Origin of the sequence: Methylobacterium sp. Leaf465 (genome assembly GCF_001424705.1) — a bacterium.
GTDB lineage: Bacteria > Pseudomonadota > Alphaproteobacteria > Rhizobiales > Beijerinckiaceae > Methylobacterium.
This window is the reverse complement of record NZ_LMRA01000001.1, coordinates 407,355-433,884: the sequence shown is the minus strand read 5'-3', so window position 1 is coordinate 433,884 and position 26,530 is coordinate 407,355. Positions and strand designations below refer to the sequence as shown.

Annotated in this window: 30 protein-coding genes, 1 tRNA gene and 1 pseudogene; 16 read left to right on the top strand and 16 right to left on the bottom strand. The window is 69.9% G+C overall.

All coding sequences use genetic code 11. From position 1 onward, the window contains the following. The first annotated feature begins 102 nt into the window (after nt 1–102). A tRNA-Ser gene (locus ASG51_RS01990) sits at nt 103–194 on the top strand. Nucleotides 195–431: 237 nt separating this feature from the next. Here ASG51_RS01990 and ASG51_RS01985 read toward each other — a convergent pair. From ASG51_RS01985 to ASG51_RS23805, 4 genes are read right to left on the bottom strand one after another with little or no spacing between them, the layout of a single operon-like run. Further along, on the bottom strand, nt 432–776 hold the full coding sequence (locus ASG51_RS01985; RefSeq protein WP_056378685.1) for a nitrile hydratase accessory protein: 345 nt from the start codon (nt 774–776) through the stop codon (nt 432–434). Next, on the bottom strand, nt 773–1,450 hold the full coding sequence (gene nthB / locus ASG51_RS01980; RefSeq protein ID WP_056378683.1) for a nitrile hydratase subunit beta: 678 nt from the start codon (nt 1,448–1,450) through the stop codon (nt 773–775). Before nthB ends, ASG51_RS01985 begins: the two co-directional genes overlap by 4 nt. Further along, nucleotides 1,447–2,088: a nitrile hydratase subunit alpha gene (nthA, locus tag ASG51_RS01975; RefSeq protein ID WP_056378681.1), complete on the bottom strand. Its 642-nt coding sequence runs from the start codon at nt 2,086–2,088 to the stop codon at nt 1,447–1,449. Before nthA ends, nthB begins: the two co-directional genes overlap by 4 nt. 43 nt (nt 2,089–2,131) lie before the next feature. Beyond that, on the bottom strand, nt 2,132–2,563 hold the full coding sequence (locus tag ASG51_RS23805) for a hypothetical protein (protein WP_156389526.1): 432 nt from the start codon (nt 2,561–2,563) through the stop codon (nt 2,132–2,134). A 766-nt stretch (nt 2,564–3,329) separates the two neighbouring features. Between ASG51_RS23805 and ASG51_RS01970 the strand changes: the two genes are divergently transcribed. The 5 genes from ASG51_RS01970 (at nt 3,330) to ASG51_RS01950 (ending at nt 7,840) form a co-directional block, all read left to right on the top strand. After that, on the top strand, nt 3,330–4,286 hold the full coding sequence (locus ASG51_RS01970; protein WP_056378678.1) for a LysR family transcriptional regulator: 957 nt from the start codon (nt 3,330–3,332) through the stop codon (nt 4,284–4,286). Nucleotides 4,287–4,420: 134 nt separating this feature from the next. Next, the gene (locus ASG51_RS01965) at nt 4,421–4,789 is read left to right on the top strand and encodes an HU family DNA-binding protein (RefSeq protein ID WP_082513823.1); all 369 of its coding nucleotides are present in this window, start codon (nt 4,421–4,423) and stop codon (nt 4,787–4,789) included. Between the two features lie 206 nt (nt 4,790–4,995). After that, nucleotides 4,996–6,009 carry an iron ABC transporter substrate-binding protein gene (locus ASG51_RS01960; RefSeq protein ID WP_156389545.1) on the top strand — a complete coding sequence of 338 codons (1,014 nt, stop codon included), beginning with the start codon at nt 4,996–4,998 and terminating at the stop codon, nt 6,007–6,009. Beyond that, nucleotides 6,006–7,067 (top strand): iron ABC transporter permease, encoded by a 1,062-nt coding sequence (locus tag ASG51_RS01955; protein ID WP_056378676.1) that lies wholly within the window; start codon nt 6,006–6,008, stop codon nt 7,065–7,067. Before ASG51_RS01960 ends, ASG51_RS01955 begins: the two co-directional genes overlap by 4 nt. After that, nucleotides 7,064–7,840 carry an ABC transporter ATP-binding protein gene (locus ASG51_RS01950; RefSeq protein ID WP_056378944.1) on the top strand — a complete coding sequence of 259 codons (777 nt, stop codon included), beginning with the start codon at nt 7,064–7,066 and terminating at the stop codon, nt 7,838–7,840. Before ASG51_RS01955 ends, ASG51_RS01950 begins: the two co-directional genes overlap by 4 nt. Here ASG51_RS01950 and ASG51_RS01945 read toward each other — a convergent pair. Continuing rightward, complete coding sequence (locus ASG51_RS01945) at nt 7,837–8,907, bottom strand: substrate-binding domain-containing protein (RefSeq protein ID WP_056378674.1); 1,071 nt, start codon at nt 8,905–8,907, stop codon at nt 7,837–7,839. The two genes, ASG51_RS01950 and ASG51_RS01945, sit on opposite strands and share 4 nt — an antisense overlap. A gap of 286 nt (nt 8,908–9,193) precedes the next feature. Between ASG51_RS01945 and ASG51_RS01940 the strand changes: the two genes are divergently transcribed. The 4 genes from ASG51_RS01940 (at nt 9,194) to ASG51_RS01925 (ending at nt 12,161) form a co-directional block, all read left to right on the top strand. Beyond that, the gene (locus tag ASG51_RS01940; protein WP_056378672.1) at nt 9,194–9,751 is read left to right on the top strand and encodes a hypothetical protein; all 558 of its coding nucleotides are present in this window, start codon (nt 9,194–9,196) and stop codon (nt 9,749–9,751) included. Between the two features lie 296 nt (nt 9,752–10,047). After that, nucleotides 10,048–11,124: a catalase family protein gene (locus ASG51_RS01935; RefSeq protein WP_056378670.1), complete on the top strand. Its 1,077-nt coding sequence runs from the start codon at nt 10,048–10,050 to the stop codon at nt 11,122–11,124. A gap of 58 nt (nt 11,125–11,182) precedes the next feature. After that, nucleotides 11,183–11,689, top strand: a complete 507-nt coding sequence (locus ASG51_RS01930; RefSeq protein ID WP_056378668.1) for a cupin domain-containing protein — start codon at nt 11,183–11,185, stop codon at nt 11,687–11,689. Nucleotides 11,690–11,762: 73 nt separating this feature from the next. After that, a complete protein-coding gene (locus ASG51_RS01925; protein WP_056354269.1) occupies nt 11,763–12,161 on the top strand; it encodes an MAPEG family protein in 399 nt (132 codons plus the stop codon). Between the two features lie 16 nt (nt 12,162–12,177). On the opposite strand, the gene ASG51_RS01920 is transcribed toward ASG51_RS01925, so the two are convergent. Beyond that, the gene (locus ASG51_RS01920; protein WP_056378666.1) at nt 12,178–13,197 is read right to left on the bottom strand and encodes an NAD(P)-dependent alcohol dehydrogenase; all 1,020 of its coding nucleotides are present in this window, start codon (nt 13,195–13,197) and stop codon (nt 12,178–12,180) included. A 269-nt stretch (nt 13,198–13,466) separates the two neighbouring features. Here ASG51_RS01920 and ASG51_RS01915 point away from each other — a divergent pair, with 269 nt between their 5' ends. Next, nucleotides 13,467–14,459 carry a catalase family peroxidase gene (locus tag ASG51_RS01915; protein ID WP_056378664.1) on the top strand — a complete coding sequence of 331 codons (993 nt, stop codon included), beginning with the start codon at nt 13,467–13,469 and terminating at the stop codon, nt 14,457–14,459. A gap of 23 nt (nt 14,460–14,482) precedes the next feature. Here ASG51_RS01915 and ASG51_RS01910 read toward each other — a convergent pair whose 3' ends face one another. Beyond that, a complete protein-coding gene (locus ASG51_RS01910; RefSeq protein ID WP_056378663.1) occupies nt 14,483–14,764 on the bottom strand; it encodes a hypothetical protein in 282 nt (93 codons plus the stop codon). Nucleotides 14,765–15,034: 270 nt separating this feature from the next. Here ASG51_RS01910 and ASG51_RS01905 point away from each other — a divergent pair, with 270 nt between their 5' ends. Then, nucleotides 15,035–16,135 (top strand): catalase family protein, encoded by a 1,101-nt coding sequence (locus tag ASG51_RS01905; RefSeq protein WP_056378661.1) that lies wholly within the window; start codon nt 15,035–15,037, stop codon nt 16,133–16,135. 80 nt (nt 16,136–16,215) lie between these two features. Here ASG51_RS01905 and ASG51_RS25305 read toward each other — a convergent pair. Continuing rightward, nucleotides 16,216–16,403 (bottom strand): annotated as a pseudogene (locus ASG51_RS25305) (PQQ-dependent dehydrogenase, methanol/ethanol family); the annotation flags it as partial. 302 nt (nt 16,404–16,705) lie between these two features. On the opposite strand from ASG51_RS25305, the gene ASG51_RS01900 reads away from it, so the two are divergent. The 3 genes from ASG51_RS01900 to ASG51_RS01890 all read left to right on the top strand — a co-directional run bounded on the left by ASG51_RS01900 (nt 16,706) and on the right by ASG51_RS01890 (nt 19,017). Beyond that, the gene (locus ASG51_RS01900) at nt 16,706–16,933 is read left to right on the top strand and encodes a hypothetical protein (protein ID WP_056378943.1); all 228 of its coding nucleotides are present in this window, start codon (nt 16,706–16,708) and stop codon (nt 16,931–16,933) included. A 143-nt stretch (nt 16,934–17,076) separates the two neighbouring features. Then, nucleotides 17,077–17,364, top strand: coding sequence for a hypothetical protein (locus tag ASG51_RS01895; RefSeq protein ID WP_056378659.1), 288 nt, complete (start codon nt 17,077–17,079; stop codon nt 17,362–17,364). A 219-nt stretch (nt 17,365–17,583) separates the two neighbouring features. After that, the gene (locus ASG51_RS01890) at nt 17,584–19,017 is read left to right on the top strand and encodes a mannose-1-phosphate guanylyltransferase/mannose-6-phosphate isomerase (RefSeq protein ID WP_056378658.1); all 1,434 of its coding nucleotides are present in this window, start codon (nt 17,584–17,586) and stop codon (nt 19,015–19,017) included. 166 nt (nt 19,018–19,183) lie between these two features. Here the strand turns inward: ASG51_RS01890 and ASG51_RS01885 are convergent, their stop codons facing one another. Further along, nucleotides 19,184–19,450: a hypothetical protein gene (locus ASG51_RS01885; RefSeq protein WP_056211408.1), complete on the bottom strand. Its 267-nt coding sequence runs from the start codon at nt 19,448–19,450 to the stop codon at nt 19,184–19,186. A gap of 261 nt (nt 19,451–19,711) precedes the next feature. Between ASG51_RS01885 and ASG51_RS01880 the strand changes: the two genes are divergently transcribed. Beyond that, nucleotides 19,712–20,545, top strand: a complete 834-nt coding sequence (locus tag ASG51_RS01880; RefSeq protein WP_056378656.1) for a YdcF family protein — start codon at nt 19,712–19,714, stop codon at nt 20,543–20,545. Here the strand turns inward: ASG51_RS01880 and ASG51_RS01875 are convergent. From ASG51_RS01875 to panD, 7 genes are all read right to left on the bottom strand, one after another. Further along, the gene (locus ASG51_RS01875; RefSeq protein ID WP_056273630.1) at nt 20,503–20,766 is read right to left on the bottom strand and encodes a DUF3253 domain-containing protein; all 264 of its coding nucleotides are present in this window, start codon (nt 20,764–20,766) and stop codon (nt 20,503–20,505) included. The genes ASG51_RS01880 and ASG51_RS01875 overlap by 43 nt on opposite strands. A 134-nt stretch (nt 20,767–20,900) precedes the next feature. Continuing rightward, nucleotides 20,901–21,623 carry a DUF599 domain-containing protein gene (locus tag ASG51_RS01870; protein WP_055953252.1) on the bottom strand — a complete coding sequence of 241 codons (723 nt, stop codon included), beginning with the start codon at nt 21,621–21,623 and terminating at the stop codon, nt 20,901–20,903. Between the two features lie 114 nt (nt 21,624–21,737). Continuing rightward, on the bottom strand, nt 21,738–22,016 hold the full coding sequence (locus ASG51_RS01865) for an acylphosphatase (RefSeq protein WP_056272392.1): 279 nt from the start codon (nt 22,014–22,016) through the stop codon (nt 21,738–21,740). 168 nt (nt 22,017–22,184) lie between these two features. Further along, nucleotides 22,185–22,616 carry a gamma-glutamylcyclotransferase family protein gene (locus tag ASG51_RS01860; protein WP_056354245.1) on the bottom strand — a complete coding sequence of 144 codons (432 nt, stop codon included), beginning with the start codon at nt 22,614–22,616 and terminating at the stop codon, nt 22,185–22,187. Between the two features lie 79 nt (nt 22,617–22,695). Beyond that, nucleotides 22,696–24,699 carry an acetyl/propionyl/methylcrotonyl-CoA carboxylase subunit alpha gene (locus ASG51_RS01855; RefSeq protein ID WP_056378654.1) on the bottom strand — a complete coding sequence of 668 codons (2,004 nt, stop codon included), beginning with the start codon at nt 24,697–24,699 and terminating at the stop codon, nt 22,696–22,698. 199 nt (nt 24,700–24,898) lie between these two features. After that, nucleotides 24,899–25,333, bottom strand: a complete 435-nt coding sequence (locus ASG51_RS01850) for a hypothetical protein (RefSeq protein ID WP_056378652.1) — start codon at nt 25,331–25,333, stop codon at nt 24,899–24,901. Nucleotides 25,334–25,544: 211 nt separating this feature from the next. After that, entirely contained in the window at nt 25,545–25,967 is a 423-nt protein-coding gene (panD, locus tag ASG51_RS01845; RefSeq protein ID WP_056272401.1) for an aspartate 1-decarboxylase, read from the bottom strand. Nucleotides 25,968–26,530 lie beyond the last annotated feature (563 nt).

Here is a 26,530-nt window from a genome sequence, read left to right as displayed (position 1 = left end):
GTGGCCCCGACGGCACGCCCGCCCGGAAGGCATCGATTTCCCTGCGGCCGCGCCAATCGCAGCTTGACCCGCCGAATGCGAAATTCTAGATCGACCGCCTGCGGAGACGTGGCCGAGCGGCTGAAGGCACTCGTTTGCTAAATGAGCATACCCCGAAAGGGGTATCGAGGGTTCGAATCCCTCCGTCTCCGCCATTCCTTTCGGTGTTCTCCCAGTCGCTCCCGACGCTGATCCGTGTCAGGCCCGTGCGCGCGACGGAGGCATCGCCGATCGTGTCGCCTCGTCCTGTCGGATCGACAAGCGCCGTCATCGCCTCGGGCCGGGTTCAGGACGCTCGACCGTTCGACCCGAGATCGCCTGCTCCGATCCGGCCCCACGTTTGCGGAGCGACGGCTCACGCATCCGCCCGGCTCTCGCGGCGTCTCGGCCCCTCACCCCGGACGGGTGCCCGCGAGCGGATCGTTCGCCAGGAGGATCGGCTCGCCGTGCGGTGTGGCCGCGGCGGCCCGTGCGAAGGCGGCCCGGCGCGCGGCGAGGCGTTCGGGCGCCGCGATGCCGCGTGCCGCGAGCAGGCCTTCGAGGGTCGCGAGCCAGGCGGCATAGTCCGCCGCCTGCCCGGTGCGCCGCGTCTGCGCCCCGAGCGCCTCCGCCCATTCGCTCCAGTCGAACAGGCCGCGGTCGTGGAGCGCCACCACCAGGGCGAAGGCCTGGGCCTCCCAGGGCTCGGCAAAGACCGGATCGGCCCCGTCGTCCCGGGGAATCTGATCGGCGCTCATGCGGAGCGTACCGGTTCGACGGGTTCCAGGTAGCTCTCGAAGGCGTTCACCGAGACGGTGTGGCCGGGTTCGGCCTGGTCCCCCCAGAGGTCGCGGCCCGAGAACCGGACGGTGTAGAGCCATTGCGGCGCCTCGCCGGCGAGCTGCGCGTTCGTGTCGGGAAAGACGAAGCCGCCATGCACCGCCTCGATGGTTCCGATCTGGCCCCGCACGTAGCGCGGCAGGCGCGTGTGTCCCGCCGGATGGATGATCCGGGCGCGGACGCGGTCGCCCCGCGAGAAGCGCGCCGGGTCGGGGACGGGCCGGTCACTCGGGAAGCCCCGCGCGAAGAGCGTCGCCACCTCTTCCCCCCGAAGGACGCGCTTGACCGGAGCGGCGGGAGCCGACGCGATGCCGGTGGACAGCTCCTCGGGCGTGACGAGGCCGTGGTGCTGCACCTGGCGTTCCAGCGCCTTGAGCCAGATCGCGTAATAGCTGGAAGCGAGGTACTCGCCCGGCGGCAGCGCCTCGCGGGCCGACCGGCTGGCATCGAGGTTCCAGGCGCCGGAGAGGCCCATGGCCATCGCGAGGCCGAAGACGCGCTTCTCCCAGGCCGCATGGAAGCGCGGCTCGTCGGCTTCGGGCGCGACAGGGCCGAAGCCGTGCATGCCGCCGAGGTCCTGCCCCCCGTTCATGCGGTCGTTGCCGGCGCGCGCGGAAGGCCGGTGCCGATCATCGCATCCCGGGTGACGAGGGCCGCGAGGGCTGCCTCGTCCAGTTCTTCCGTTCCGGCGGGACGCATCGGCAACACCATGTAGCGCAGCTCGGCGGTGGAATCCCAGACCCGGATGCGCTGTTCGACCGGCAGCGTCACGCCGAACTCGGCCAGCACCGCGCGCGGCTCGATCACGGCGCGCGAGCGGTAGGGGGGCGACTTGTACCAGATCGGTGGCAGGCCGAGCACCGGCCACGGGTAGCAGGAGCAGAGCGTGCAGACCACGAGGTTGTGTTCCTCGGGGGTGTTGGCGACGACGACCATGTGCTCACCACCCCGCCCGCCGACGCCGAGCTCGCGCATGGCCGGATTGGCATCCGCGAGCAGGCGGGCGCGAAAGCCGGGATCGACCCAGGCCCGCGCCACCACCCGGGCCCCGTTATGCGGGCCGACCTTGGTCTCGTAGGTCTCGATCAGCGCATCGAGGGCGGCCGGGTCGACGTAGCCCTTGTCCACGAGGATGGATTCCAGGGCGCGCACCCGCAATTCCATCGGCGAGAGTTCGCTTGCCGGGTGCCTCCCATGGGAATGGTCATCATGATCGTGAGGGTGCGCCATGCTCAATCTCCAGACCGCACCTTACGGGCTGAATCGACGCCCGTCATGCGTGCAGCGGGTCCTGTCGCGTGCCGGGCAAGCCCTTCCCGAATCGTGAAGGATACGGATCGGACGTCATGCGGTGCAGGGCAAAACGGCACGGTTCGGCCGATCCTGATCGTCCGCTCGACCTGTTGGCGAGCGAGGGCTTTTCGCCAGCCATGACGGCGCCGCCTGAGGTCGGGGTGGGGCGGGACCTGTCAGCACGCGCTGCGACCGGTCCGAGAAATTGGTCCTCGGTCTGCGGACGCCTCGGGTCGCGCACGCTCATCCGTTGCAGGGCGTCCGTTCCCGGAAGTCGCGCTCCGAGGCTCGGGACCGCCTCCGCCGCCAGTCCGAGTGCGGGATCCGCCACGGCGCCGGCGCCGATGACGTCGGCCTTGTCGGTCGCGTCCTCGCGCAGGGCGATCTCGTCGGAAGGAAGGCTGGGGCTCACGCTGCGCAGAGGCCCGGAACGGCGACCGTGTGGAACAGCTGCGGGCTCGCGGTGGCGGTCGCCGGATCATCGGCGAGACGGGCTCGGAACTCGGGATCGGTGAAGGCCGTACGAAACGCCGCGACGCTGTCCCAGACGGCGTCATCCAGGAAGACGCCCCTGCCCGCGATGCTGCGGTGCCGAGACGAATCCGGGCTGGCGCTTCATGATCTCCGTGTCGTCCGTCCAGGCGGCGAGCAGGGCATCGGCATCCGTGGGCGGGATTTCGAGGACGAGACTGGTCCAGGCGCGCCGGGCCTTGCGGGGCGTCGGTCCCGCTCGATCGGTCCCAGCCGAGCGGTCATGCGTCGTCCGTCGCAAGATTGGGCATCGATCGGGGCGCCCGCAGCGCCTGATCGGGAATGCCGGTTCGATTATCTCGTCCGTTGGACGCGATGCCAGGGCCGCGATGCTGGACGGGGCCACGCGTAGATCTCTGTGGCGTCCTGAGATCGATCCTCTCGAGGCGCCGACTCGAGGCGCCGATCAGTCACCCCTCGTCTTGGCCAAATCCGTCAGCACCAACTCTGGACCCTTCCAACGCCAGCCGTGGCGGGTTCTTCGCGGCCCGCCACCGGGTCGGGGCCGCGTACGTCCGATCCCGCCATGAGCCAGGCCCTAACTCACAAGGCCAATGGAAGTCTACGACTTATTGAGCTGATCGCATTGGATGTATACCACCGTTCGTCTCGGGGCCTGACGGCGCCATGCTTCCTCTCCCGGACCCGTGATCGACAAACTCGACCTTCTCCTCGCCCTGTCGCGGGAGCACCATTTCGGGCGCGCCGCGGATGCGTGCTGCGTGACGCAGCAGACGCTGTCGGCCGGTGTGAAGAGCCTGGAAAACCAACTCGGGACCCGGCTGGTGCAGCGCGGCTCCCGGTTTCAGGGATTCACGCCCGAGGGCGAACGGGTTCTGGCCTGGGCCCGGCGGATCGTCGCCGATGCGCGCGCGATGCGCGAGGATGTCGCGACCCTGCGCCGGGGACCGGCGGGACACCTGCGGATCGCCGCGATCCCGACCGTCCTTCCGATGATCTCCGCGCTGACCACCCCGTATCATCTCCGCTATCCGGACGTCCGCCTCAGCGTCCTGTCAGCGACGTCGGCGACCATCCTCGACCTGATCGAGAACCTCGTGGCGGATGCCGGTCTCACCTATCTCGACCATGAGCCGCTGAGCCGGGTCACGACGATCCCGCTCTTTAAGGAGCGCTACCAGCTTCTCACCGCGGCCGGCGGCCAGCACGACGGGCGCACCAGCATCACCTGGTCCGAAGTCAGCCGGACGCCGCTCTGCCTGCTGACGCCCGACATGCAGAACCGGCGCATCGTCGATCAGCAGCTTCGGGCCTCGGGGAGCGACCCTGCGCCGACCCTCGAGTCGAATTCGATGATCGTCCTGATGAGCCATGTGCGCACCCTGCACTGGTCGAGCATCATGCCGGCCGCGCTGGCCGACGCCCTCGGGCCGATGCCGGGTCTGCGGACGATCCCGATCGTCGAGCCGGAGATCGAGCACACGATCGGCCTCGTCGTGCCGCAACGCGAACCGGCGACGCCGATGGTCGCCGCGCTGGTGGGCATCGCGCGACAGCTGGCGCGGACCCTGGATGAGCGGATCGGGAAGGCGGACGCGTCGCGGGCCTGCGCCGTCGACGTTCGTGAGAACAGTCTCCGATGACACGCGAGCGCACGGCGCCCGGATCCATCGAGCCGGAAGACCCTGCTGGGGCGGAAACCGGCCTCTGCGTCCGGTGCGAGAAGACGCGAAACTTCTCCCTCCTCTCGATCACTCGCAGGTGCTGAGTTCCCACCATGATCAAGTCCGGTCTGATCGCCCGCACGTGCGAGCAACACCCGCATCTCGGAGCCGCGGAGGCGGACGCCGTGGTGAACGCCATCCTGGCACGGATCGCCGAAGCCCTGGCTGCGGACGACCGGGTCGAATTGCGGGGGCTCGGCGTCTTCTCGGCCGTCCCCCGGGCGCCGCGCCCGGGGCGAAACCTGGCGTCCGGCGCCCCGGTCCTGGTGGGCGAGAAGCGCATCGTCTCGTTCCGGGCGAGCCGGACGATCGCGGCGCAGCTGCGTGGGTCCGCGGCACCGATTCCCCTGCGGACGAAAGGCCCGGTCGTGACCTTGTCTCTCTTGCCCTCCTGCAACGCCGAGCGATCCCGTGCGGCGTAGCGCCTGTCGTCCCGTCTGCGCCGCATCGGCGCTCTGCGGCCCGCACCGGCCCGGACATCCCGTCCGTAGGCGCCGGCTGCCGGACCCACTACACTGACGCGGACACCCGCTCGTCTGGGGATCGTTCTCCTGTGAACACGGCACCGTTTCCACGTCCGCATGGCGGTCTGCGCCGTGCGCGTCACGCCACCCTTCGCCTCGTTCCCTTGCTGGCGGGGCTCGGTCTCGGCGGCCCCCTCGACGCACGGCCCTTCACCGATGCCGCCGGCCGGACCGTCGCGGTGCCCGAGCGCCCCGCCCGAATCCTGGCGGCCGGCCCGCCGGCCTCCGTCCTGCTCTACACCCTGGCGCCGGACCGGATGGTCGGCTGGATCCGCAGCCCGACCCCGGAGGAGAAGCCCTTTCTCGCTCCCGCGACCCGCGACCTGCCCGTCACGGGGCGCCTGACCGGGCGCGGCGGGACTGCGAACGTCGAGGCGGTCCTCGGCCTCAAGCCCGATCTCATCCTCGATGTCGGCAGCACCGCGCCGACCTACGTGTCCCTCGCCGATCGGGTCCAGGCCCAGACCGGGATTCCCTACGTGCTCCTCGACGGGCATTTCGAGAAGACCGCGGAGAGCTATCGGCGCCTCGGCGCCCTCCTCGGCCTGGAATCGGCGGCGGCGGACCTCGCGGGTGCGTCCGAGGCCGCGATGGCGGATGTGGCCCGGGTGATCGCGACGGTGTCGGAGGCGCGGCGCCCGCGCGTCTACTACGCCCGCGGGCCGAAGGGGCTCGAGACCGGCCTCGGCGGGTCGATCAACGTCGAGCTCCTCGGCGTGGTCGGAGCCCGGAACGTTGCGGCCGCCGCCGGCCCCGGCGGGATCGCCACCGTCTCGCCGGAACAGGTGCTGGCCTGGGACCCGGACGTGATCCTCACCCAGGATGCCGGCTTCCGGCGTGGGATCGCGCAAGACCCGCTCTGGTCCGGCCTCCGGGCCGTCCGCGCGGGCCGGGTCTACCAGGTGCCGGCCCTGCCCTTCGGCTGGTTCGATGCACCGCCCGGGGCCAATCGCCTGATCGGCATCCGCTGGCTGGCGCAGGTGCTCTACCCGGACCTGTTCCCGACCGGCCTGAAAGCGGCGACGCGGGACTTCTACCGGCGCTTCTACCATGTGGATCTCGAGGACGGGCAGGTGGCGGCGCTGCTCTCGGGCGCCGCGCCCGGTCCAAAGCCATGACGCCGGACACGGAGGCCCTCGCCCTGCCGGAGAAGGCGGAACGCCGGCGATGGGCGCGGATCTGGCCCGTCCTGGCGCTGATGCTGGGGCTCCTCGCCCTGGTGGTGCTGGCGCTGGCCACCGGGCGCTTCGCCGTTCCCCTCGGCGACGTGGTCGAGATCCTCGGGGCCCGGCTCGTCGGCCTGCCCGCGCGGGCCGACCCGGCAATGCAGACCGTCATCCTCCAGGTCCGCCTGCCCCGTGTCCTCGCCGCCCTGGTGGTGGGGGCGAGTCTCGCGGCGGCCGGGGCGACCTACCAGGGCCTGTTCCGGAATCCCCTGGTCTCGCCGGACATTCTCGGGGTCTCGGCGGGGGCGAGCCTCGGGGCGGTGCTCGGCATCTTCCTGTCCCTGCCCGTGGCGGCGATCCAGGGGCTCGCCTTCGCCGGCGGCCTCGCCGCGGTCGCCGCCGTCTACGCGGTCGGCGCGGCGGTGCGCGGTCAGGATCCGGTGCTGACGCTGGTCCTGGCCGGTGTCGCCATCGGGGCCGTGCTGGGCTCGGCCATCGCGCTCCTGAAGGTCCTGGCGGATCCCTACAACCAGTTGCCGGCCATCACCTACTGGCTCCTCGGCAGCCTCGCTTCGGTGACGTCGGGGGATGTCGGTGCGATCCTGCCGGCGATCGGCCTCGGTCTGGCGCCCCTGGTGCTCCTGCGCTGGCGCATGAACCTGATGAGTCTCGGCGAGGAGGAAGCGCGCGCCCTCGGGGTCGAGACCCGGGTCCTGCGCCCGGTCCTGATCGCCGCCGCCACCCTGGTCACCGCCGCCTCGGTGTCGGTGACGGGGGTGATCGGCTGGATCGGCCTCCTGGTGCCGCACGTGGCCCGGCTGCTGGTGGGCCCGGATTTCCGCCGCCTGCTGCCGGCTTCCCTGGTTCTCGGCGCGGGCTACCTGCTCGCCGTCGACCTCGTGGCCCGCACCATCGCCCCCATCGAGGTGCCGCTCGGCATCCTGACCGCCCTCATTGGCGCGCCGTTCTTCCTCTGGCTCCTTGCCAGCGGCCGGCGGGGCTGGGCCTGATGCTCAGCGTCGAGGATCTCGCCTTCGGCTACGGGCGCCGTCGCATCGGCGCCGGCCTCGCCCTCACCGTGGAGCCCGGGGAGGTGCTGTGCCTGCTGGGCCCAAATGGCGGCGGCAAGACCACGCTGTTCAAGACGCTCCTGGGCCTGCTTCCGCCCCTCGGCGGCCGCATCCGCCTCGACGGGGAGGAGCTCGGCCGTTGGTCTCGGCGCCGGCTGGCGGCGAGCCTCGGCTACGTCCCCCAGGCGCAGGGCGGGTTCTTTCCGTTCCGGGTGCGCGACGTCGTCCTGATGGGGCGCGCGAGCCGGCTCGGCGCCTTCGCGAGCCCCGGCCCGGCCGACCACGCCGTGGCCGAGCGAGTTCTCGAAACCCTGGAGATCGGGCACCTCGCGGAACGGATCTACACCGAGATCAGCGGCGGCGAGCGCCAGATGGTGCTGATCGCCCGCGCGCTCGCCGGCGAACCCCGGATCGTCGTGATGGACGAGCCCACCGCCAGCCTCGATTTCGGCAACCAGGCCCGGGTGCTCGGCCAGATCCGGCGCCTGTCGCGATCGGGTATCGCGGTCGTCCTCTCGACGCACGACCCGGACCACGCCTTCCTGTGCGCCGACCGGGTGGCCCTGCTGCACGAGGGCCGACTCCTCGCCCTCGGGACTCCGGCCGCGACGATCACGCCCGAGACCCTGGCGCGGATCTACGGCGTCGCCGTGGCGGTGGTGCCGCTTCCGGGGCATGGGCATGCCGTCTGCGCTCCGATCCTGCCGGATTAGGGAAGCGGCGCCCCGGGAACGGCAGTCCCTTGCCCGATGCCCCGCACGGTCTCGGGCGGACGATAGCCGGATGTCCGGCACGCGCGCTCGGCCAGGGCCTCCGCGAGGGCGTCGAAGGTCGCGTCGATCCGGGATTGGGCGGTCGCGAGGTAGTAGCGCTCCCAGCCCACGGATAGAAAATCGAGTCCGAACCGGTCGGCCGCCGCCCGCGCACCGAGCCCGGCATCGGCCGCGCCGTAGGCAATCACGGCGGCGACCGCCTGATGCGTGAATTCCTCGGTGGCGTAGCCCCGGATCCGGTCGGCCGGAATGTCGTGCTGGGCCAGGAGCCGATCGAACCACACCCGGGTGCCCGACCCCTTCTGGCGATTGACGTACCGGGCATTTCCGGCGGCGAGGTCGTCCACGCCGCGGATGCCGAGGGGATTGCCGGCCGCGAGCATCAATCCCTGCTCGCGCTCGAATAGAATCCTGACCCGGAAACCGGGATCGGCCGCGAGGTCCGCGAAGGCGGGACCGGCCGTCGGCCAGTCGACGGCACCGCAGTGGAATCCGGCCGCATCGGCACGGGCCTCGGTCAGGCGCGCCACGGCATCCTCGCTGCCGGCGATCGCCAGGGCGAGCTTCGGCCAAGTCGCGGCGACGTCCATGATGAGCAGGTCGTGGCTGGCGACCAGCGTGACGGGGCGCACGGCCCCGGTCAGGACCGGCGCGAGGTGGGCACTGATGGCGCGTGCTTCCCGGGCCATCGGCGCCGCGAGACTGGCCGCGGCCGCTCCCAGGGACTCGCGCAGCAGCACACCCGTGGGCGTCAGCGCGCTGCCGTGCCCGCGCGTCTTCTGCACGAGCTGGTGCCCGAGGCCGGCTTCGAGGGCACGAAGACGCTCCCAGGCCGCCCGGTAGCAGAGGCCGAGCGCGGTCGCGATGCCCTGGACGGAGCCCGTCTCCGCGATCGCGTCGAGCACCGTGACGGCCTCGGCGACCGAGATGCGGTGCGACCCGACGGTGATCGTGCCGCCTAGGGCGAGGTCGATGGCGAGAGGTGAATCATCGGATGCGTGCATCATATTGCGTCGATCGTAACATCTTTCTACGTATTTGCGACGGGTGCCCGCGCTTAGGGCTGCCGCGGATGACGGGATTCGATGGCATGAGGCGCGACCACGAAACTCCGACAGGTGCTGCCCTCGTGGCGGTTTCAGCCGCGCGCGAGGCGGCTTTTGGGCGCCGCGACGCCGTGTCCTCCAGATCGTAGACCTGATCTTGGCCCTCGCCCTCCGAGCGACGCGTGCCGTCGGACGGTCGCGCCCGGAGCGCGACGCCGCAAGACCGCTCCGCCTGCAATTCTCACCCTTGGAGATTTCACGCCTCGCGGCAGCCTATCGGATCGACGCGAAGGAGCGGGCGGCCCTCGCCGCCGGCGCGCGCATCCGGCACGGCGCCTGCACGCGTGAGAACCTCGCCCCGATCCTGACCTGGAAGGTCAGCGACCGTGGCCGGAGTCGTCAACGGAGGAACAGCGACGAGGAGGTCGCCGACGCCCTGCGGACGGCGCTGCTCGCCACGACCCCGCGGGTGGCCGTGTCGGTCCTCACCGGTCTCTCCGGCGTGGCCGGGCCCGTTGCGTCGGCGATCCTGGCCGCGATCCGTCCGGACCATTACGCCGTCATCGACCCTCGGGGCCTCAAGGCCCTCGGCTGCGGACCGCTCGAGATCGGTGCGAAGGCGTCTCTGCCGCTCGACCTCTACCTCCGCTACCTCGCGTTCTGCCGTGACTTCTCCCGAAGCTTCGGCGTCACCCTTCAGGATCTGGACCGCGCACTCTGGGAATGGGCGATGGCCGCCGACCTGCGACCCGGGCTTCCGCCCGGTCTCCTCCGCAGCCGTGAGGACATCCACGCGCCGCGCTGAGCCGGAGGCAGGACGGCGTCCGGGTCGGACCCGCAGCCGGGATCGAGAACGGCGATCGCTCGATTTGGACCGGGCCTGTCTCCCCCGAAGCCTCCGCGAGACCGTGAACCGGAGGGATCCGGCTTCCGCGGGCGGTTCGGGTTCTGGGACGACCGCCATCCCGCGTGAGACCGGCGGGATCGGCGCCTGACGCCGCCTCGGCGGCGCGTTCACGGAGCGTTGAAGGGGACCAACCCGGAACGGAGACCGGACCGGTCCGTTCATCTGCAAGCCGATCCCGACCGGAGTTCCTGACCTTGCAAGCCCCCGTTCGCTACAGTCCCGATGTCGAGACGGTGACGTCCGATGAGAACGAGACCATCGCGCAGCTCAACCAGACCTTCGACAAGATCCTGCAGACCGTGGCCGAGGATTCCGGACATGCGGTGCGTTCGGTGCATGCCAAGTCGCACGGCATCCTGGAGGGCGAGCTCCGCATCGATGACGCCCTGCCCGCAGAACTCGCCCAGGGCCTGTTCGCCCGCCCCGGGACGCACAAGGTCTTCATGCGCCTGTCCACCAACGCGGGCGATATCCTCCCCGACGCCGTCTCGCTGCCGCGGGGTCTCGCGCTGAAGGTGCTCGACGTCGAGGGCGAGCGCCTGGCCGGCGCCGACGGCGCCACCCAGAACTTCATCATGGTCAACGGTAAGGTCTTCCAGGCCCCGAGCGCCCAGAAGTTTCTCGGCAGCCTGAAGCTGTTGGCCGGCACCACCGACCGGGCCGAGGGCCTGAAGGTCGCGGCCTCGACGGTGCTGCGGGGCGTCAACAAGGCGCTTCAGGCCGTGGGCGTCGAGAGCACGACGCTGGCGTCCCTCGGCGGCGCACCCAACGTCGACCCGCTCGGCGAGACCTACTACAGCGTCACTCCGTTCCGGTACGGCGACTACATCGCCAAGTTCTCGGTCGCTCCGGTTGCCCCGGCGCTCACCGCGCTGACCGGGAACGAGATCGACGCGTCCGGTCGTCCCAATGCGATCCGCGAGACGGTGCAGTCCGAGATGCGCGGCATCGAGGGCGTCTGGGAGTTCCGCGTCCAGCTCTGCCGCGACCTCGCGCGCCAGCCCGTCGAGGATCCGACGGTGGAGTGGGACGAGGTGGAAGCTCCGTTCCGGCGCGTCGGGCTGATCACCGTCCGGCCGCAGGACAGCTGGGATCCGTCGCGCGTCCAGGCGGTCGACGAAGGGATGCGCTTCAGCATCTGGACGGGCCTCGCCGCCCATCAGCCCCTTGGCAACATCAATCGCGCCCGCAACGCCCCCTACAAGCACTCGGCCGAGTTTCGCCAGCGCTTCAATGGATGTCCCATCCATGAGCCCGGCGCCGGGCATTGAGGATTGGCCGGTGTCTTCCCAAGACCGCCTCCTCCCGCTTCTCGCAGCAAGGACATCCATGAGCCCGCTCGCACGAACCCTCGCCGCCGCATTGCTGGTGATCCCCGTTGCGGGCACGGCCGTCGCGGCGGCGGGCGACCACGCGGAGCATGGCAGCGTCACCGTTCCGGACGCGGCCAGCGTGGTCTACGAGGCCGGTCCGGCGAACCTGCCCAAGGGCACGCAGATCAGCCGGGTGGCGGGTGATCCGGCCAAGCCCGGGCCCTTCGTGCTTCGCATCAAGTTTCCCGCCGAGACCGTGATCGCCCCGCACACGCATGCGCAGGCCGAAACACTGACTATCCTGGCCGGCTCCATCTACCATCAGCACGGTGCGACGCTGGACAAGAGCGCCGGCAAACCGCTGCGCGCCGGCGGCTTCGTCTACCTGCCGCAGGACATGCCGCACGCCCTCTGGACCACGAGCGAGCCCGTGGAACTGCAGGTCAACGGGACCGGCCCCTTCGGTCTGAACTACATCGACCCGGCCGACGATCCGAGCCGCACCGCCCAGGGTCCCCGCTGAGCTTGGGTTCAAACGTCCTGCCGTCGACCCTGTCCGCGCACGCCATCGAGATCCGCCCTACCGGAGTGACCCCGTGATCTATCCTGCCCTCACGGCTTTCTACGCGGCCGCGTTCGCCCTTCTCTATGTCGGCCTCTCGTCCTGGGTCGTTGCGGGCCGCCTGTCGGCGGACGTCCTGCATGGGGACGGTGGGAATCCGAACCTGGAGAAGCGCATCCGCGCGCAGGGCAATTTCGGGGAGTACGTGCCGCTGGCGCTGATCCTCGTCGCTCTGCTGGAAGCGGGCGGGGGGAGCCCGACCCTGGTCCGCAGCCTCCTGATCGCTTTGCTGGTGGCGCGGGTGCTGCACCCGTTCGGGATGTTCGCCCCGAAGAATTCGCCACGCCAATTCGCCTGCCGCGGGGGCGGGATCCTCGCGACCTTCGCGGTCATAGCCGTGGCGGCCGTCGCCCTCCTGTTCCGGGTCGGCTGAGGCGCGCGGCGGCGGATCAGATCTCGATACAGATCTTGCCGAAGTGCCGGTTGCTTTCCTGGTGCCGGAACGCCGCGACGAGATCCGCCAGGGGATAGCGGCGGTCGACGATCGGACGCAGCCCGCAGGCCTCGATGCCCCGGACCATCTCGATCTGCTGGCGTCGACTGCCGACGAGCACGCCCTGGAGGCGGATCTGCCGAAGCAGGGCCGGTACCAGGGGGAGTGGGCCGGCAACACCGGTCAGGATGCCGATCACCGAGATGTGCCCGCCCACCCGCACGGCGGCCATCGACTGCTCCAGGGTCGCCGGACCCCCGACGTCGAGGACGTGGTCGACTCCGCGCCCGTCAGTCAGGCGTCGGGCCGTTTCACCCCAGCTGGTGTCGGACCGGTAATTCAGGACGTGGTCCGCCCCCAGGGCGCGCAGGCGCTCAAGCTTCTCCGCGCTCGACGAGGTGGCGACCACGGTGGCGCCGGCGGCCTTGGCGAATTGCAGGGCGAAGAGCGAGACGCCTCCGGTGCCCTGAACCAGGACGACGTCGCCGCTCTTCAGGCCCGCATCCCCGTGCAGGGCCCGCCAGGCCGTGAGCGCGGCCGTCGTCAGGGTCGCCGCCTCGGCATGGTCCCATCCCCGCGGCGCGTGGGTGAACGCCATCGCGGAGGCGGTGACGCGCTCGCGGGCATACCCGTCGATGCCGTCGCCCGGCACGGTCGCGAATCCCTCGACCTGGGGGCTTCCTTCCGTCCAGGTCGGAAAGAAGGTGCTGACCACGCGGTCGCCGACCACGAAGGCGTCGACCCCCGGACCCACGGCTTCGACCTCACCGGCCCCATCCGACATCGGCACGCGCGCTTCGCTCGGGCCCCACATGCCGCTCACCACGGCGTAGTCGTGATAGTTGAGAGAACTCGCCCGCAGGCGGACGGTGATCTCGCCGGGGCCGGGTTCCGGAACCGGTCGCTCGCCGAAGCCGACGGCGTCGAAGCCGCCACCGGGTTGAACGATCACCGCGCGGGAGGCCGATACACGCATTCTGAACCTGTTCGTCTCGCCGGCGCGACGCACCGGCCCTGCAGGGGGCGGGATCCACGCAAGGGTGGAGGTCCCGGGCCGGAATCCGATGGTGGCAGCGGGCTCGGCCCCTGTCGAGACCATGTCTTCGTGACGCGATGGTGATGGGCCGGCCGGGTCCGGATCGCGTAGCAATCCCGGCATTGTCGACCGTCGTCGTTCGCGCTTAAGAACGACTCCAAGCCCAGCCGGTCGACGCGTCCAGCGTCGACGCTCCCCTGAGGATCGTCATGCGTCCATCGAGCATCAAGTACACCCTCGCGGCCGGTGTCGCCTTTGCTGTCGTCACGGTAACGCCGGTCTTCGCCGAGGAGGCGACGACCGCCGAGCAGACCATCAACGTCATGAACAAGCTGTTCGGGTCGCATCCGGGCAAGCGCGCCAACCATGCCAAGGGCGTGGTGGCGGAAGGCAGCTTCACCCCTTCGGCCGAGGCCGCGGGGATCAGCAAGGCGTCGCTGTTCCAGGGGCCGCCCGTCCCGGTGACGATCCGGTTCTCGGATGCGACCGGCGTGCCGACGATCCCCGACGGCTCGAAGAACGCCAATCCGCACGGGATGTCGCTGAAGTTCAAGCTCGTGGACGGCTCGGAGATGGACGTCGTCCTGAACGCGCTCAAGTACTTCCCGGTCGCGACCGGTGAGGCGTTCCGCGACCTGCTCCAGGCCGTCGCCGACAGCGGTTCGGACGCGGCGCACCCGACCGCGCTCGAGCGGTTCACCGCCGCCCATCCGGCCGCAGCCACGGCCGGCGGCACGGCCAAGACCCCGTCGAGCCTGGCGCGACAGACCTATAACGGCGTGAACGCCTTCGTCTTCGTCGACAAGGACGGCAAGCGCCAACCGTTCCGCTTCCGCTTCGTGCCGGTTCAGGGCGAGGACATCCTCTCGCCCGAGGACGCGGCCAAGCGCGAACCGGATTACCTGATGGCGGAGATCGGTCCTCGCATCGCGAAGGAGCCGGCGCGCTTCACCGTTCAGGCGCAGCTCGCCGCGCCGGGCGACCCGACCAACGACGCCACCAAGCCCTGGCCCGAGGACCGGAGAATCGTCGACCTGGGAGTCCTCACCGTCTCCAAGGTCGTGCCCGACAGCGCCGAGGCCGAGAAGGCGCTGCTGTTCATGCCGAACGCGCTCACGGACGGCGTCGAGGTCTCGGACGATCCCCTGATCGACGCGCGGGTCCAGGCCTACGCCGTCTCGTTCGGACGCCGGAGCCAGTAGGCTCGTTCGCTGCCGGATCCCCGCTATCGGGTGGTTCCGGCGGCCGGCGCCCCCGGGGCGCCGGGGCGCGACGACGGGGGCTCCTTGTCCGAGGCTGCATCTGGGCCGGCCCGGTGGCTGCCCTCCTCGATCGCCCCGGAGCCGGTCAGCCCGCCGGCTTCGACGCTCGTCGTCCCGGAGCCCACCGGGGCGTCCGACCCCGACCGGGGCCTTTCACCGGCCTTGTCCGAACCGTCCGCGGCCGCTGCGGAGCCCGCGAGGCCGATCAGGATCGCGCCTGCGATGAGGGGGGCGTGCCTGGGCATGACTTCGAAGCCTCCGTCGTCCGTCGGACCGTTCCGACCTGTCCGATCCGAGAAGCGCAGCGCCTCCCCGGGTGTTCCCGGGATTCCTCGGGAAGACATGACCGGCCCCGCGCCGGGGTCCCGTCCGGCAGGCTGCTCGACATCGTCGGACCTTCCGCGGATGCCGGAGACATCGGGTGCCGCGATTGTGAGGCGGGCCCGGCGTCACGGCCGGAAACCCGGGCCGAGTGCCGAGGTTCGCTTGGACACGCACCCAGATAGGACTTCGGTATGGCCGAGACCCGCCCACCCCTGCGCTACAGCGACAGCATCGAAGTGAGGGCGCCTGACGAGGACGCGACGATCGCCAAGATCATCGCGGCGATGACTCACGCGAGCGAGAAGGTCCAGGCGCGCGAACACCGTGCGGTCCGGGCATCCCACGCCAAGGCGTCGGCCTTCCTGAAGGGCACGCTGCAGGTGCGCGACGATCTCCCACCGGAGTTGCGTCAGGGCGTCTTCGCGAAACCGGGCGGCTACGAAGTTGCCGTTCGTCTTGCCCAGGGGCCGGGCGAACACCTGCCGGACAAGGTGCACACCCACCGCGGCATGGCGATCAAGGTGTTCGGTGTGCAGGGCGAGACACTGCCGGACCATGACGCCGACACGCAGGATTTCGTCCTCGCCACGGGGCCGGTCTTCCCCAACGGCACGGCCGCGAGCTTTCTCGGTGCCATGAAGGGATTGGAGGCCGGCGCGGGTGGAAGCGTGCCCGACGGGATGAAGGCGGCCGTGTCGGCGACGGCAGGCGCCCTCAACAGTATGGTGAAGGCCGTGACCGGCGGCGACAGTCCCCTCCTGGATTTCTTCGGCCACTCGGCCCGCCATCCGCTGACCGACTGCTACTACTCGCAGGCCGCCCTGCGCTACGGCGACTACATCGCCAAGATCGTCGCCGTACCAGTTTCGTCCGGGCAGGACGGCTTGAGCCGGGACCCGTTGGATACCCGCAATCCGGACGTCTTCCGGGACGCCACCGTGGTGTATTTCCAAGAGCAGGAGGCCGCCTTCGAGATCCGGGTTCAGCTCTGTACGGACCTCGCGACGATGCCGGTGGAGGATGCTTCCGTGCCGTGGCCGGAGGCGGAGAGCCCGTATCGGCCGGTGGCCCGCCTCGTGCTCCCCCGGCAGGAGGCCATGGGCGCGGCGCGCAGGACCTTCATGAACGACGTGATGTCGTTTCGCCCCGGACACAGTCTGGCGGCGCACCGCCCGCTGGGCTCACTGATGCGGGCCCGCCTGCGGACCTATCCCGCTCTCTACGCCTTCCGGCAGCGACAGAACGGCAATCCGCAGCGCGAGCCGACGCGCGCAGCCGAGATCCCGGACTGAGGTTTGCGTTCGGGCCGCCGGCCGGCGGCCCGCCTCGTGGTGCGGGCGCAGGCCTTCCCCGCCCGAAATCCGACCGTTCGACGCGCGACGACGGTCTTCGGCAGCGTGGAGGCCCGGACGCTGCCGCCCTGGGTGATGCCGGGGGTGAGTTTTGCCACCTCGCCGCCCCAGAGCGGAACCGCCCCGCCCAGCCCCAGCCCGCCGTGATGCCGACCCCCCGCTCGCCATCCGGCTCCCCGGTGATCGGCGCGGAGACGAGGCCGGTCCCATCGGATTTCATCTCGGTGCTTCCGGACGCCGCCGTTGGCCGAACGGAATGCGCGGATCGGCTCTGTGGTCGGTTGTTCTCAGACGTCTTGCCGCCTCCGAACCGTGCCAGCGTACGGCGTACGGCGTGCGCCCACGCCGGGCGGGAAAGCGATCGCACTGCATGGATCCCCGCCCGGGGGCGCGGCTTCGTCACAGGAACAGCCCCCTGCCCATGCAGGTTGAAGCGTCAGACCTAACCCTCGGGGTTTTCCCATGAAGATGTCCGCTCCCCTGTTAAGCGCGGGTGCGCTCGCGATCGTGATGACGTCATCGGTGCAGGCGCAGGGGGGGCTGACCCCGCACGACCGTCGCGGCGTCATTATCCAGAACCAGCCCAACACCACCGGCAACAGCCGCGATCTGGTCATCTCGTACGGGGCCACGGGCGCCGATACCGTGACCACGAACTCGGCCGCGGGGGGCAATGCGAGCCGGCCGGAGCAAGCCTTCCCCAACGGCAGCGCCAATGGGGGACCGGGCGGCCGCTGAGGTCCATGGCAGGCAGAGACCGCGTCCAGCCGCCGCTGCAGTGGGGTGTTCGGTCGCCGATCGGCGGGCGACCTACGCGATTCCGACACCCGACCGGCAGCGTCGGCCGTTGTCGGAGCCAGGGCGCCCTGGCATGATGCGGCATGCCGCAAACGTCCTACCCCCGCTGGTCGCCCGCCGAACTCGTCGATGAATTGCGCGAGGCGGCCGAGGAGATCGCCCCGGAACTGAACGGGATCAGGGCCGAGGAGACCCTGGAGGGTGAATCGGCCCAGATGATCGAAGAGATGGCGGAAGCCCTGAAGCGGATCGCGAGCGGAGCGCCGCGTCCTCAGGACATCGCACGCGCGGCCCTGGCCGCGCAGACGCCCCGCAAGCCGATCGGGCGACCGCAGCCGGCGACCCGCAAGCCGGTGAAACCGCGACGCTGAAGCCCGGCTTCCGGGTCTCTACAACGCTTTAGCTTGCGTCCGCCCCACAGCAAAAAAACCAGGTCTGCCTTAAGGTTACCGGATAGGTGGCCATCGTCGCCGGCGCGTCCGGACTGGTGGGGGGAGGTGTAACCTGTTAGGTGACGATCAGGTTGGAATGCGGATTGCGGCGGGTCGGCCGGCTCGATGCGCTTAGCTCCCGACGAGGCGAACGCGAGAATGTCCGAGTCTGCCGACGCTTTGATCCATCCGATCATTCTCTGCGGCGGTTCGGGCACGCGGCTGTGGCCGGCCTCGCGCGAGAGCATGCCCAAGCAGTTCACGCCGCTCGTGGACCCCAAGACCTCGACCTTCCAGGCCACCGCCCAGCGCCTGAGTGATACCGGCGTGTTCGCCCGCCCCACCGTGCTGACCAGCAGCGATGCACGCTTCATCGTCGCCGAGCAGCTGCAGCAGGCGGGCATCGCGGCCGACATCATCCTCGAGCCCGAGCGGCGCGACTCCGCCGCAGCGGTGGCGGTCGCCACCCTGCACGCGGCCCGGCGCGACCCCGAGAGCGTCGTGCTGATCATGGCCGCCGACCACGTCATCGGCGACACCCTCGCCTTCGTGGCCGCTGCCAAGGCCGCCGCGGCCGGCGCCAGGGCCGGGGCGATCATGACCCTCGGGATCACGCCGACCGCCCCCGCCACCGGCTATGGCTACATCCGCGTCGGCGCAGCCCTTTCGGGCGGCGCGGGCAACCACGCGGTCGAGCGCTTCGTGGAGAAGCCCGATCACGCCGGCGCCCTACGGCTGATCGAGGAGGGCGCCCTCTGGAACTCGGGCTACTTCCTGTTCCGCGCCGACGTGATGCTGGCCGAGCTCGAAGCCCACGCCCCGGAGATCCTGGCGGCCACCCGGGCGGCCCTCGATGCGGCCGTGACCGACCTCGACTTCGTGCGCCTCGACGCGGAGGCCTTCGGCCGGGCGCCCAAGACCTCGATCGATTACGCCGTGATGGAGCGGACCCGGCATGCCGGCGTCCGTCCGGTGTCTTTCGCGTGGTCGGATGTCGGCACCTGGGACGCGGTCTGGGCGGTGCTGGCGCACGATGCCGACGGCAACGCCGTCCGGGGCCGGGTCGAGACCATCGACACCCATGGCAGCCTGATCCACAGCGAGGGCGAGCACCTGACGACGGTGGTGGGGCTCGACGACGTCGTCGTGGTCACGACCCCCGACGCCGTGCTGGTGACCTCGAAGGCGCGATCGGGCGAGGTCAAGGACCTGGTCACGCGCCTGCGCGCGCAGGGCCACCCGGAGGCGGACGCCCATCGGCGGATGTACCGGCCCTGGGGCTGGTACCAGCGGATCGACCTGGGCGAGCGCTTCCAGGTCAAGCGGATCATGGTAACGCCGGGCGGGCGGCTGTCGCTGCAGAAGCACTTCCACCGAGCCGAGCACTGGGTCGTGGTCAAGGGCACGGCGGAGGTCACGCTGAACGAGTCGGTGGTGCTGGTGCACGAGAACGAGGCGATCTACCTGCCGATCGGCTCGATGCACCGCCTGACCAACCCGGGCAGGATCCCCCTGGAACTGATCGAGGTCCAGGTCGGCTCCTACACCGGCGAGGACGACATCATCCGCGTCGAGGATATCTACGGACGCTGAGACCGCCGGGCGCCCTCCCCGAAAGTCTTTCCGTAAGGCCGCAGGGGCACTGACGGCTCCGCGATACCGGTGCAGGACGATCGTCCGAGTCCCCACCGCCACCGAGAAATCGGCTTCCGAGGAGGACGTGCTGGGACGAAAATCACCGCGCGTCGGTCGGACGTCGTCAGGCTTCGTCCGGAATGACCTCGACCGCGCCGTCGACCCGCTCGATATCGAGCGAGAGATGGGCCCGGAACAGGACCTGCGCCTCTTCGCCCCGCACGATCGCCAGGTAGTCCTGTCGCTCGGTCTCGACGCTGAATTCCTGCGCGATCTTGGCCATGATGCGCACGAGCTTCGTGCGCACCGCATCCTCGTCGGACAATTCGAATCCGACCTTGTCCTTGACGAAATTGGCTCCGTCGTGGAGGTCGATGAAAAAGCGTGGCATTGACAATATTACCCGTGGGAATTTATCCCACTCCATGAAATTAACCTAAGCCGTTCGCGGATCAAGTGCAATCGGTGGTCCTTGCGTAGGGCTGATCCGGGACGGATTTGTCAGCTCCATCGTCTATGCGAGTGGGCATGACGATGTCTCGGTTCGCCTCTGTCCGATGCGCTGGTTCGCGCTACCGGGTAACGCGCGGGACAAGGCCGTGGCCGTTGCGGTATCACGCCTCACCTGCCCACCCGCTCCGGTTGCCCGTGCATGTTCTTTCCCTTGTCGAAGCTGCTGTACTTCCTTGTGACGCCGTCGAACGCCCTTGCCCTGCTCGTGCTGCTGGGGATCGGATTGGCGACAGGGGGATGGCTTCGGAGCGGGCTCTGGATCGGCGGCCTGGCGGCCATGATCCTATTGGTCGCCGGCCTCTCACCCCTGCCCGTCCTCATCGCCCTGCCGCTTGAGGAGCGATTTCCCGCATTCGTCGACGATGGTGCACCGGTCACCGGGATCATCGTTCTCGGCGGCGCGATCGAGACCCGGCTTTCGGCGGATCGGGGACAACTTCTCCTCAACGACGCGGCCGAGCGACAGGTCGCGATGGCGGATCTGGCCCGGCGCTATCCCCAGAGCCGTCTCGTCTTCACCGGCGGAAGCGGCAGCCTCGGCGGCAGCAAGGCCTCGGAATCCGAGATCGTCGGTCGCTACGCCGACACGATGGGGCTGCCGCGCACCCGGCTGATCCTTGAGGATCGCTCGCGCAACACGCGCGAGAACGCGCGCTTCACCGCCGACATGGTCAAGCCGCAGCCGGGGGAGCGCTGGCTTCTCGTTACCTCGGCCTGGCACATGCCCCGGGCGATCGGCTGCTTCCGCGAGGCCGGCTTCGCCGTCACCGCCTATCCCGTGGATTATCGCACCGGCGGTTGGCGAGACGTCCTGCACGTCAATGCCTTCGCGTCCGAGGGGTTGGCGCTCCTGGACATCGTGACCAAGGAGTGGTTCGGCCTCGTCGCCTATCGGCTCAGCGGCTACACCGATGCCCTGCTGCCGGCGCCTCAGGCCTCGTCCGGCGCGGGGGCCGCGGCCCCGAGCCGATAGACGCCGCGGAAATCGTCCGGGTCTTCAACCGGCTTTCCCTTGCGCAGGATCGCGACTTCGCCGGCCTTGGTCATCCGCACAGCGATCCGGCGGATGGGCTGCATCAGGGGGCTCCAGCCCTCCGGCTGCGGTCCCCCGAGTTCCCGGGCCACCTCGGACGGACAGATGGTCTTGCCGGCCTCGCGGGCCGCGAGAAGACGCAGGATCGTCTCCGCGATCAGCGTTTCGGACGGCCCCTTGCGTTCGGGGCGACCCGTCGATTTCGGTTCCGGCTTCGCCGCGACCTTCGGGGGCGCCTTCGCGGCGGGGATCTTCGGGGAGGAGGTGCGCTGGCGCGTGGGCTTCTTGGGAATCGTCATGGCTGCCATCCCTGCCCTGTCCCGTCGTCTTCCGCCAGCAGGGCGGCGCGAATTCGCGAGGCGAATTGCCGTCGCCACATCACCAGCACCACCGCGGTGGTCGTCAGCATGAGGAGCCAGGGGCTCACGAACCAGCCGAGATAGGCCAGGGCGAAGAAGAAGGCGCGCTGGCCGCGCGCGAAGTGGCTTCCGGCGGCAATGTTCATCGCGGCCGCCTTGCGCGCCGCGCGGAGCATCTGCTCCGGCGTCGCATCCGAACCTTTCGGCGGCACCGCGCCGAGGAGGATCGCGCCGTAATTGAACAGCCGGTAGGCCCAGGAGAACTTGAAGAAGGCGTAGACGAAGACGACCGCGAGGCCCGCTACCTTGATCTCCCAGGTCAAGCGCGTGGCGATGGCGCCGAAGGGGAGCGTACCGAACAGGGTGAGGACGTCGTCTCCCGAGCGTGACAGGGTCAGGACGCCGCCGAGGGCGATGAGCGAGGTCGAGGCGAAGAAGGCCGTCCCGTTCTGGAGGGAGGCGTTGATCGTGGTGTCGACCACGCGGTTGTCGCGCCCGATGAGCTGGCGCGTCCACTCCGCCCGCTGCGCATTCATGATCTGGCTGAGGCTGGTGCGGCGCCCGCGCATGCGCGCCACCGCGATGCCGTAGCCGGCCCAGGCGGCCACGAAGTAGCTGAGGGCCGCGAGGTCGAGATAGGAGAAGTCGGCGGTCAGCATCGCGTCCGGTCTCTCGACGACCGATCGCCGGGCGCCCCGCCCGGGCGCTAGCGCGGAAGCCGACGCCCTGTCCAGACGAAGGGGGGCCGGATGTGTCTCACCCGGGACGAAGCGTCAGCGGATCGCGAAACCGGTCTGCGGCGGTGCGACCGCAGGCTCCGTCACGGCGATGTCCGTGACGCGGGCACCGGGCGGACCCTGGCGGCAGGCGTCCAGCATCCGTGCCACGGCGTCGGGGGCTCCGGAGAACAGGGCCTCGACAGACCCGTCCGGGCGGTTGCGGACGAACCCGGAGAGGCCTTGGCGATCCGCCTCGCCGCGCGTCCAGAACCGGTAGCCGACGCCCTGGACCCGGCCCTTGATGATCACCGCGACGGTTCGGATCTCGGGCATCGCAGTCTTGTCCTTCGTGGCATCGTTGGGCGGCGGCGGTCCGGAAGACGCGATGGCACGCCGCCGAGGGAGAGGGACCTGCGCGCGCAGGACTCCGTTCGGACTTGCCCCGTCTTCGACAGCCCGAAGCCGGACCCGGGCGATCGAAGACCATCCGGGGAGCATGGCTCAACCGGCGCGCCCGCGCTGCCAGGCCTGTAATTCCGCGCGATAGACGGCCGGCAACTGTGCGGCGGTCGCCGCGGCGAGGACGGCTTCGAGGTAGCCCGGACGGGGCGCCCCCGTGGCGCTGGTGCCGCCGAGATAGATCAGCGCCCGCTTCGAACCGCCCGGCACCGAGACCGGCTGCATCGCCTTGATGTAGAGGCCCGAGGCGACGCCCTCGTAGCGGTCGAGGGCCGGGACGTCTCCGAGGGCGAGATCCCACAGTATACCATGCACGGTCGCGCGTGGGTCGCGCACCACGGAGGCGTAGCCCTCCCGCATGATGATGAAGCGGTGCCGGTTGAGGCGGCCCTGCCCGATCAAGGTCGAGCGCGGGCAGCGCGCGGCCATGGCGCCGGCATCCATGTTCGCGCCGTAGGCGAAGTAGAGGGGCATCGACCGGGTCCAGGGCGTCCGTCCCGGGCCGCGCCGCGTCCCGGGACGGGAGGCGACGCGGCCCGGGGCCGGCCGCGCGTCAAGCGAATTCGAGGATGACCGCGTCGACCGCGAGGCTGTCGCCTTCCTTGGCGGCGATCTTGGCGACGGTGGCGTCGCGCTCGGCCCGCAGCACGTTCTCCATCTTCATCGCCTCGACGATGGCCAGGGGTTCGCCGTTCTTCACCTCCTGGCCTTCCTTGACCAGGATCGCCTTGACGAGGCCGGGCATCGGGCAGAGCACCTGCTTGCCGGAGCCGGCATCCTCCTTGACCGGCATCAGGGCGGCGAGGGCCGCCTCGCGCCGGGTGTAGACCCGGGCCTCGGCCGCGGCGCCGGCGTGCTGGAGGGCGACGCCGTTGAGGAGGCCGCGGACCTGCATCGCCACGCGAGCCCCGCCGATCTCGCCCTGCCAGACGGGTTCGCCCGGGCGCCAGTCGGAGGAGACCGGCCAGGTGGTGCCGTCGGCGCCCGTGACGATCAGGGTGCCGCCGACGGCGTCGACGGTAACTGGGTAGGATTCGCCCGCCAGGACCACGACGCGGTCGCGCTCGAAATGCAGCAAGGCCGGATCGCGCATCTGGCCCGAGATGCCGCGCTTGCGCTGGTTCATCTTGTGGTCGATGGCCGCGGCCGCGGCCGCCATGCGCTGGGCGATCGCGCCCTTCGGCTCGGGGGCGACGAAGCCCTCGGGGAACTCCTCGGCGATGAAGCCGGTGGAGAGGTTGCCCGAGCGCCAGCGCGGATGCGCCATCAGGGCGGCGAGGAACGGGATGTTGTGGCGGATGCCCTCGATGGCGAAGGCGTCCAGCGCCTCGCCCTGGGATTCGATGGCCTCGGCCCGGGTCGGGGCCCAGGTGACCAGCTTGGCGATCATCGGGTCGTAGTGGATCGCGATCTCGCCGCCCTCCTCCACGCCGGTGTCGTTGCGGACGATGGCGCCGCCGAACTCGCCTTCGGCCGGCGGCCGGTAGGTGGTGAGGCGCCCGATCGAGGGCAGGAAGTTGCGGGTCGGGTCCTCGGCGTAGACCCGGCTCTCGACGGCCCAGCCGTTGAGCTTCACGTCTGCCTGGCCGAGCGGCAGGGCCTCGCCGGCCGCGACCCGGATCATCAGCTCGACGAGGTCGAGGCCGGTGATCATCTCGGTGACCGGATGCTCCACCTGCAGGCGGGTGTTCATCTCGAGGAAGTAGAACGACTTGTCCTGGCCGGCCACGAACTCGACGGTGCCGGCGGAATCGTAGTTCACGGCTTTCGCCAGCGCGACGGCCTGCTCGCCCATCTTGCGGCGGGTGGCCTCGTCGAGGAGCGGCGACGGCGCCTCCTCGATGACCTTCTGGTTGCGGCGCTGGATCGAGCACTCGCGCTCGCCGAGGTAGATCACGTTGCCGTGCTTGTCGCCGATCACCTGGATCTCGATGTGGCGCGGGTCGGTGATGAACTTCTCCACGAAGACGCGGTCGTCGCCGAAGGACGAGGCGGCCTCGGACTTGGCGCGGGCGAAGCCCTCCGCCACCTCGCCGGAGGAATGGGCGATGCGCATGCCCTTGCCGCCGCCGCCGGCGGAGGCCTTGATCATGACGGGATAGCCGATCTCGTCCGCGATGGTGACCGCGTGCTCGGGGCTCTCGATGACGCCGAGGAAGCCTGGCACGGTGGAGACCGTCGCGGCCGAGGCCGCCTTCTTGGATTCGATCTTGTCGCCCATCGCCGCGATGGCGGCGGGGTTGGGGCCGATGAAGACGATGCCGGCCGCTTCCAGCGCGCGCGGGAAGGATTCGCGCTCGGACAGGAAGCCGTAGCCCGGATGCACGGCCTGGGCACCGGTCTGCTTGCAGGCTTCGATGATCTTGTCGATGAGCAGGTAGGACTGCGCCGCCGGGGCCGGACCGATATGCACGGCCTCGTCGGCCATGGCGACGTGCACGGCGTCTCGGTCGGCATCCGAGTAGACCGCCACGGTCTTGATGCCCATGCGCCGGGCGGTCTTGATGATGCGACAGGCGATTTCGCCACGGTTCGCGATCAGGATCTTGTCGAACATCTTTCCGCGCACTCTGGTCCGTCAGGGAACATGCGGCGTCTTGCAAACGCCCAAGCTGGTTCCCGTTAAAGCAGTTATGCGGCTTCGGGAAGCTGATCGATCCAGGCCGGGGGCCTGTTTATGCACGGCCACGACCGACAATCTCACGGTGCGATGCACCATATGATTTTGAATGCGAAATATCAGGGGCTGGCGGCACCTAAGCAGCCAGCAATTCGCGCATCCGGTCGCTCTCGGCGGCGGCGCGGTTGGCTGCCAGCGCGAAGGCGATGAGGGCTTCGTCGCTGGCCTGGGCCTCACGCACGACCTCGCGAGCGAGGCGGGCGGCGAGACGGGTCGGGCCGCTGCCGGCGCGCAGGCTGCCCACCAGCCAGGCGGCCACGCCCGCATCGATGTAGCCGGTGGGGCGCTCGCCCCAGACGGCGAAATCCACCACCGACGCGACGAGGTAGTCGCCGAAGCTCGTATCCGCGAAGGTGACGATGCGCTCGAGGGCGATCAGCATGTCGGCCTCGTCGCGGCACACGAAGCCATCGGGGAGGATCTCGCGCGCCAGGATCTGGACATCCTCGGCGGTGATGCAATCGGCTGCAACGATACGGTTACAGAAAACCTGAAGCGAAAGGTTGATCATCTCTTGATGCCTCCCCGGCTTTATCTTGGCCGGTCTGTGTCCCTGTCGATGGTTCGACTATGCAGGACGGCATCGTTCAAGCGGTTAACGGGCAAATCTGAATCACTGTTCAGGTTAAAGCCTGCTCACGAATGAGCCTTTCGAAATCCTGACGCTCCGGAGCCGGCGCACCCTCCCCGCTCCGAGGGCCGCGGGCGGAGCGAGCGCCCCGTCAGCCCGCGATGCCGGGCCCGAGGATGCGCATGTCGAGGCGTCCCTCGGCGTCGCGGAAGACGTCGTAGGTTACCCGGTCGCTGATCGTGTTGTCCGGGCCGAAGATCAGCACCTTCGGCTTGCGCGCGATCACGTCCTCGATGGAGCCGTAGGTCGCGGAGGCGATGATGACCTCGTCGCCGACCTGGCAGGTGCGGGCAGCGGCCCCGTTCAGGATGCAGCAGCGCGATCCCGCCGCGCCGTAGAGCACGTAGGTGCTGATCCGGGCGCCCGACATCTTGTTCCAGATCTCGACGAATTCGAGGGGATCGAGGCCGACCTCCCGGCAGAAGTCCGCGTCGAGGGTGATCGAGCCGTGATAGTTCAGGTCGGCACCGGTCACCCGGAGGCCGTGCAATTTGGCGCGGACGAAACTCTGCATCGGTCTGGCTCTCCCTCGTGCGGTCGCGTTGTTAATCGGCGCCGTCGCGGGAGGCCAGGTCTATCTGGCGCCGACCGGACCGCTCAGGAGAGCCGGGACGATCCGCTCAGGCCCCGGATCCAGCCCCGCAGATGATCGGGTTCGAGGTCCTCGAGAGGCGCCCCTCCGGGGCCCGGACTTCCGCGCGGATTTGCCCGGCGCGAGGCCGTGGGTGCCCTTGAAGGCCCGCGCGGCATGACTCGGCGTAGCGAACCCGAGGGTCCAGACCAGATTCGAAATCCGCACGTCCCTGCCGCTGCGGAAGATGGCCGAGCGCAGGCGGTCCACGCGGCGGCGCAGGATCTCGTGCCCGACCCTGCCGATCGGGACGAAGGCCCGGTAGAGGGCGCTGCGGGACAGGCCGGAGCCGGAGGCGACCGCGCGCATGTCGAGGTCCCGCCGCCCCAGATGCGCGCCGCCTCGCGCTGGTGGACGGCGCCGGCGATCTGCCGGTCACGCAGGAGCAATCTGGCGGCGCGGCGCCCCCTCACGGCGGCCTGGAGGCGGTCGCCGATCCGCGAGAC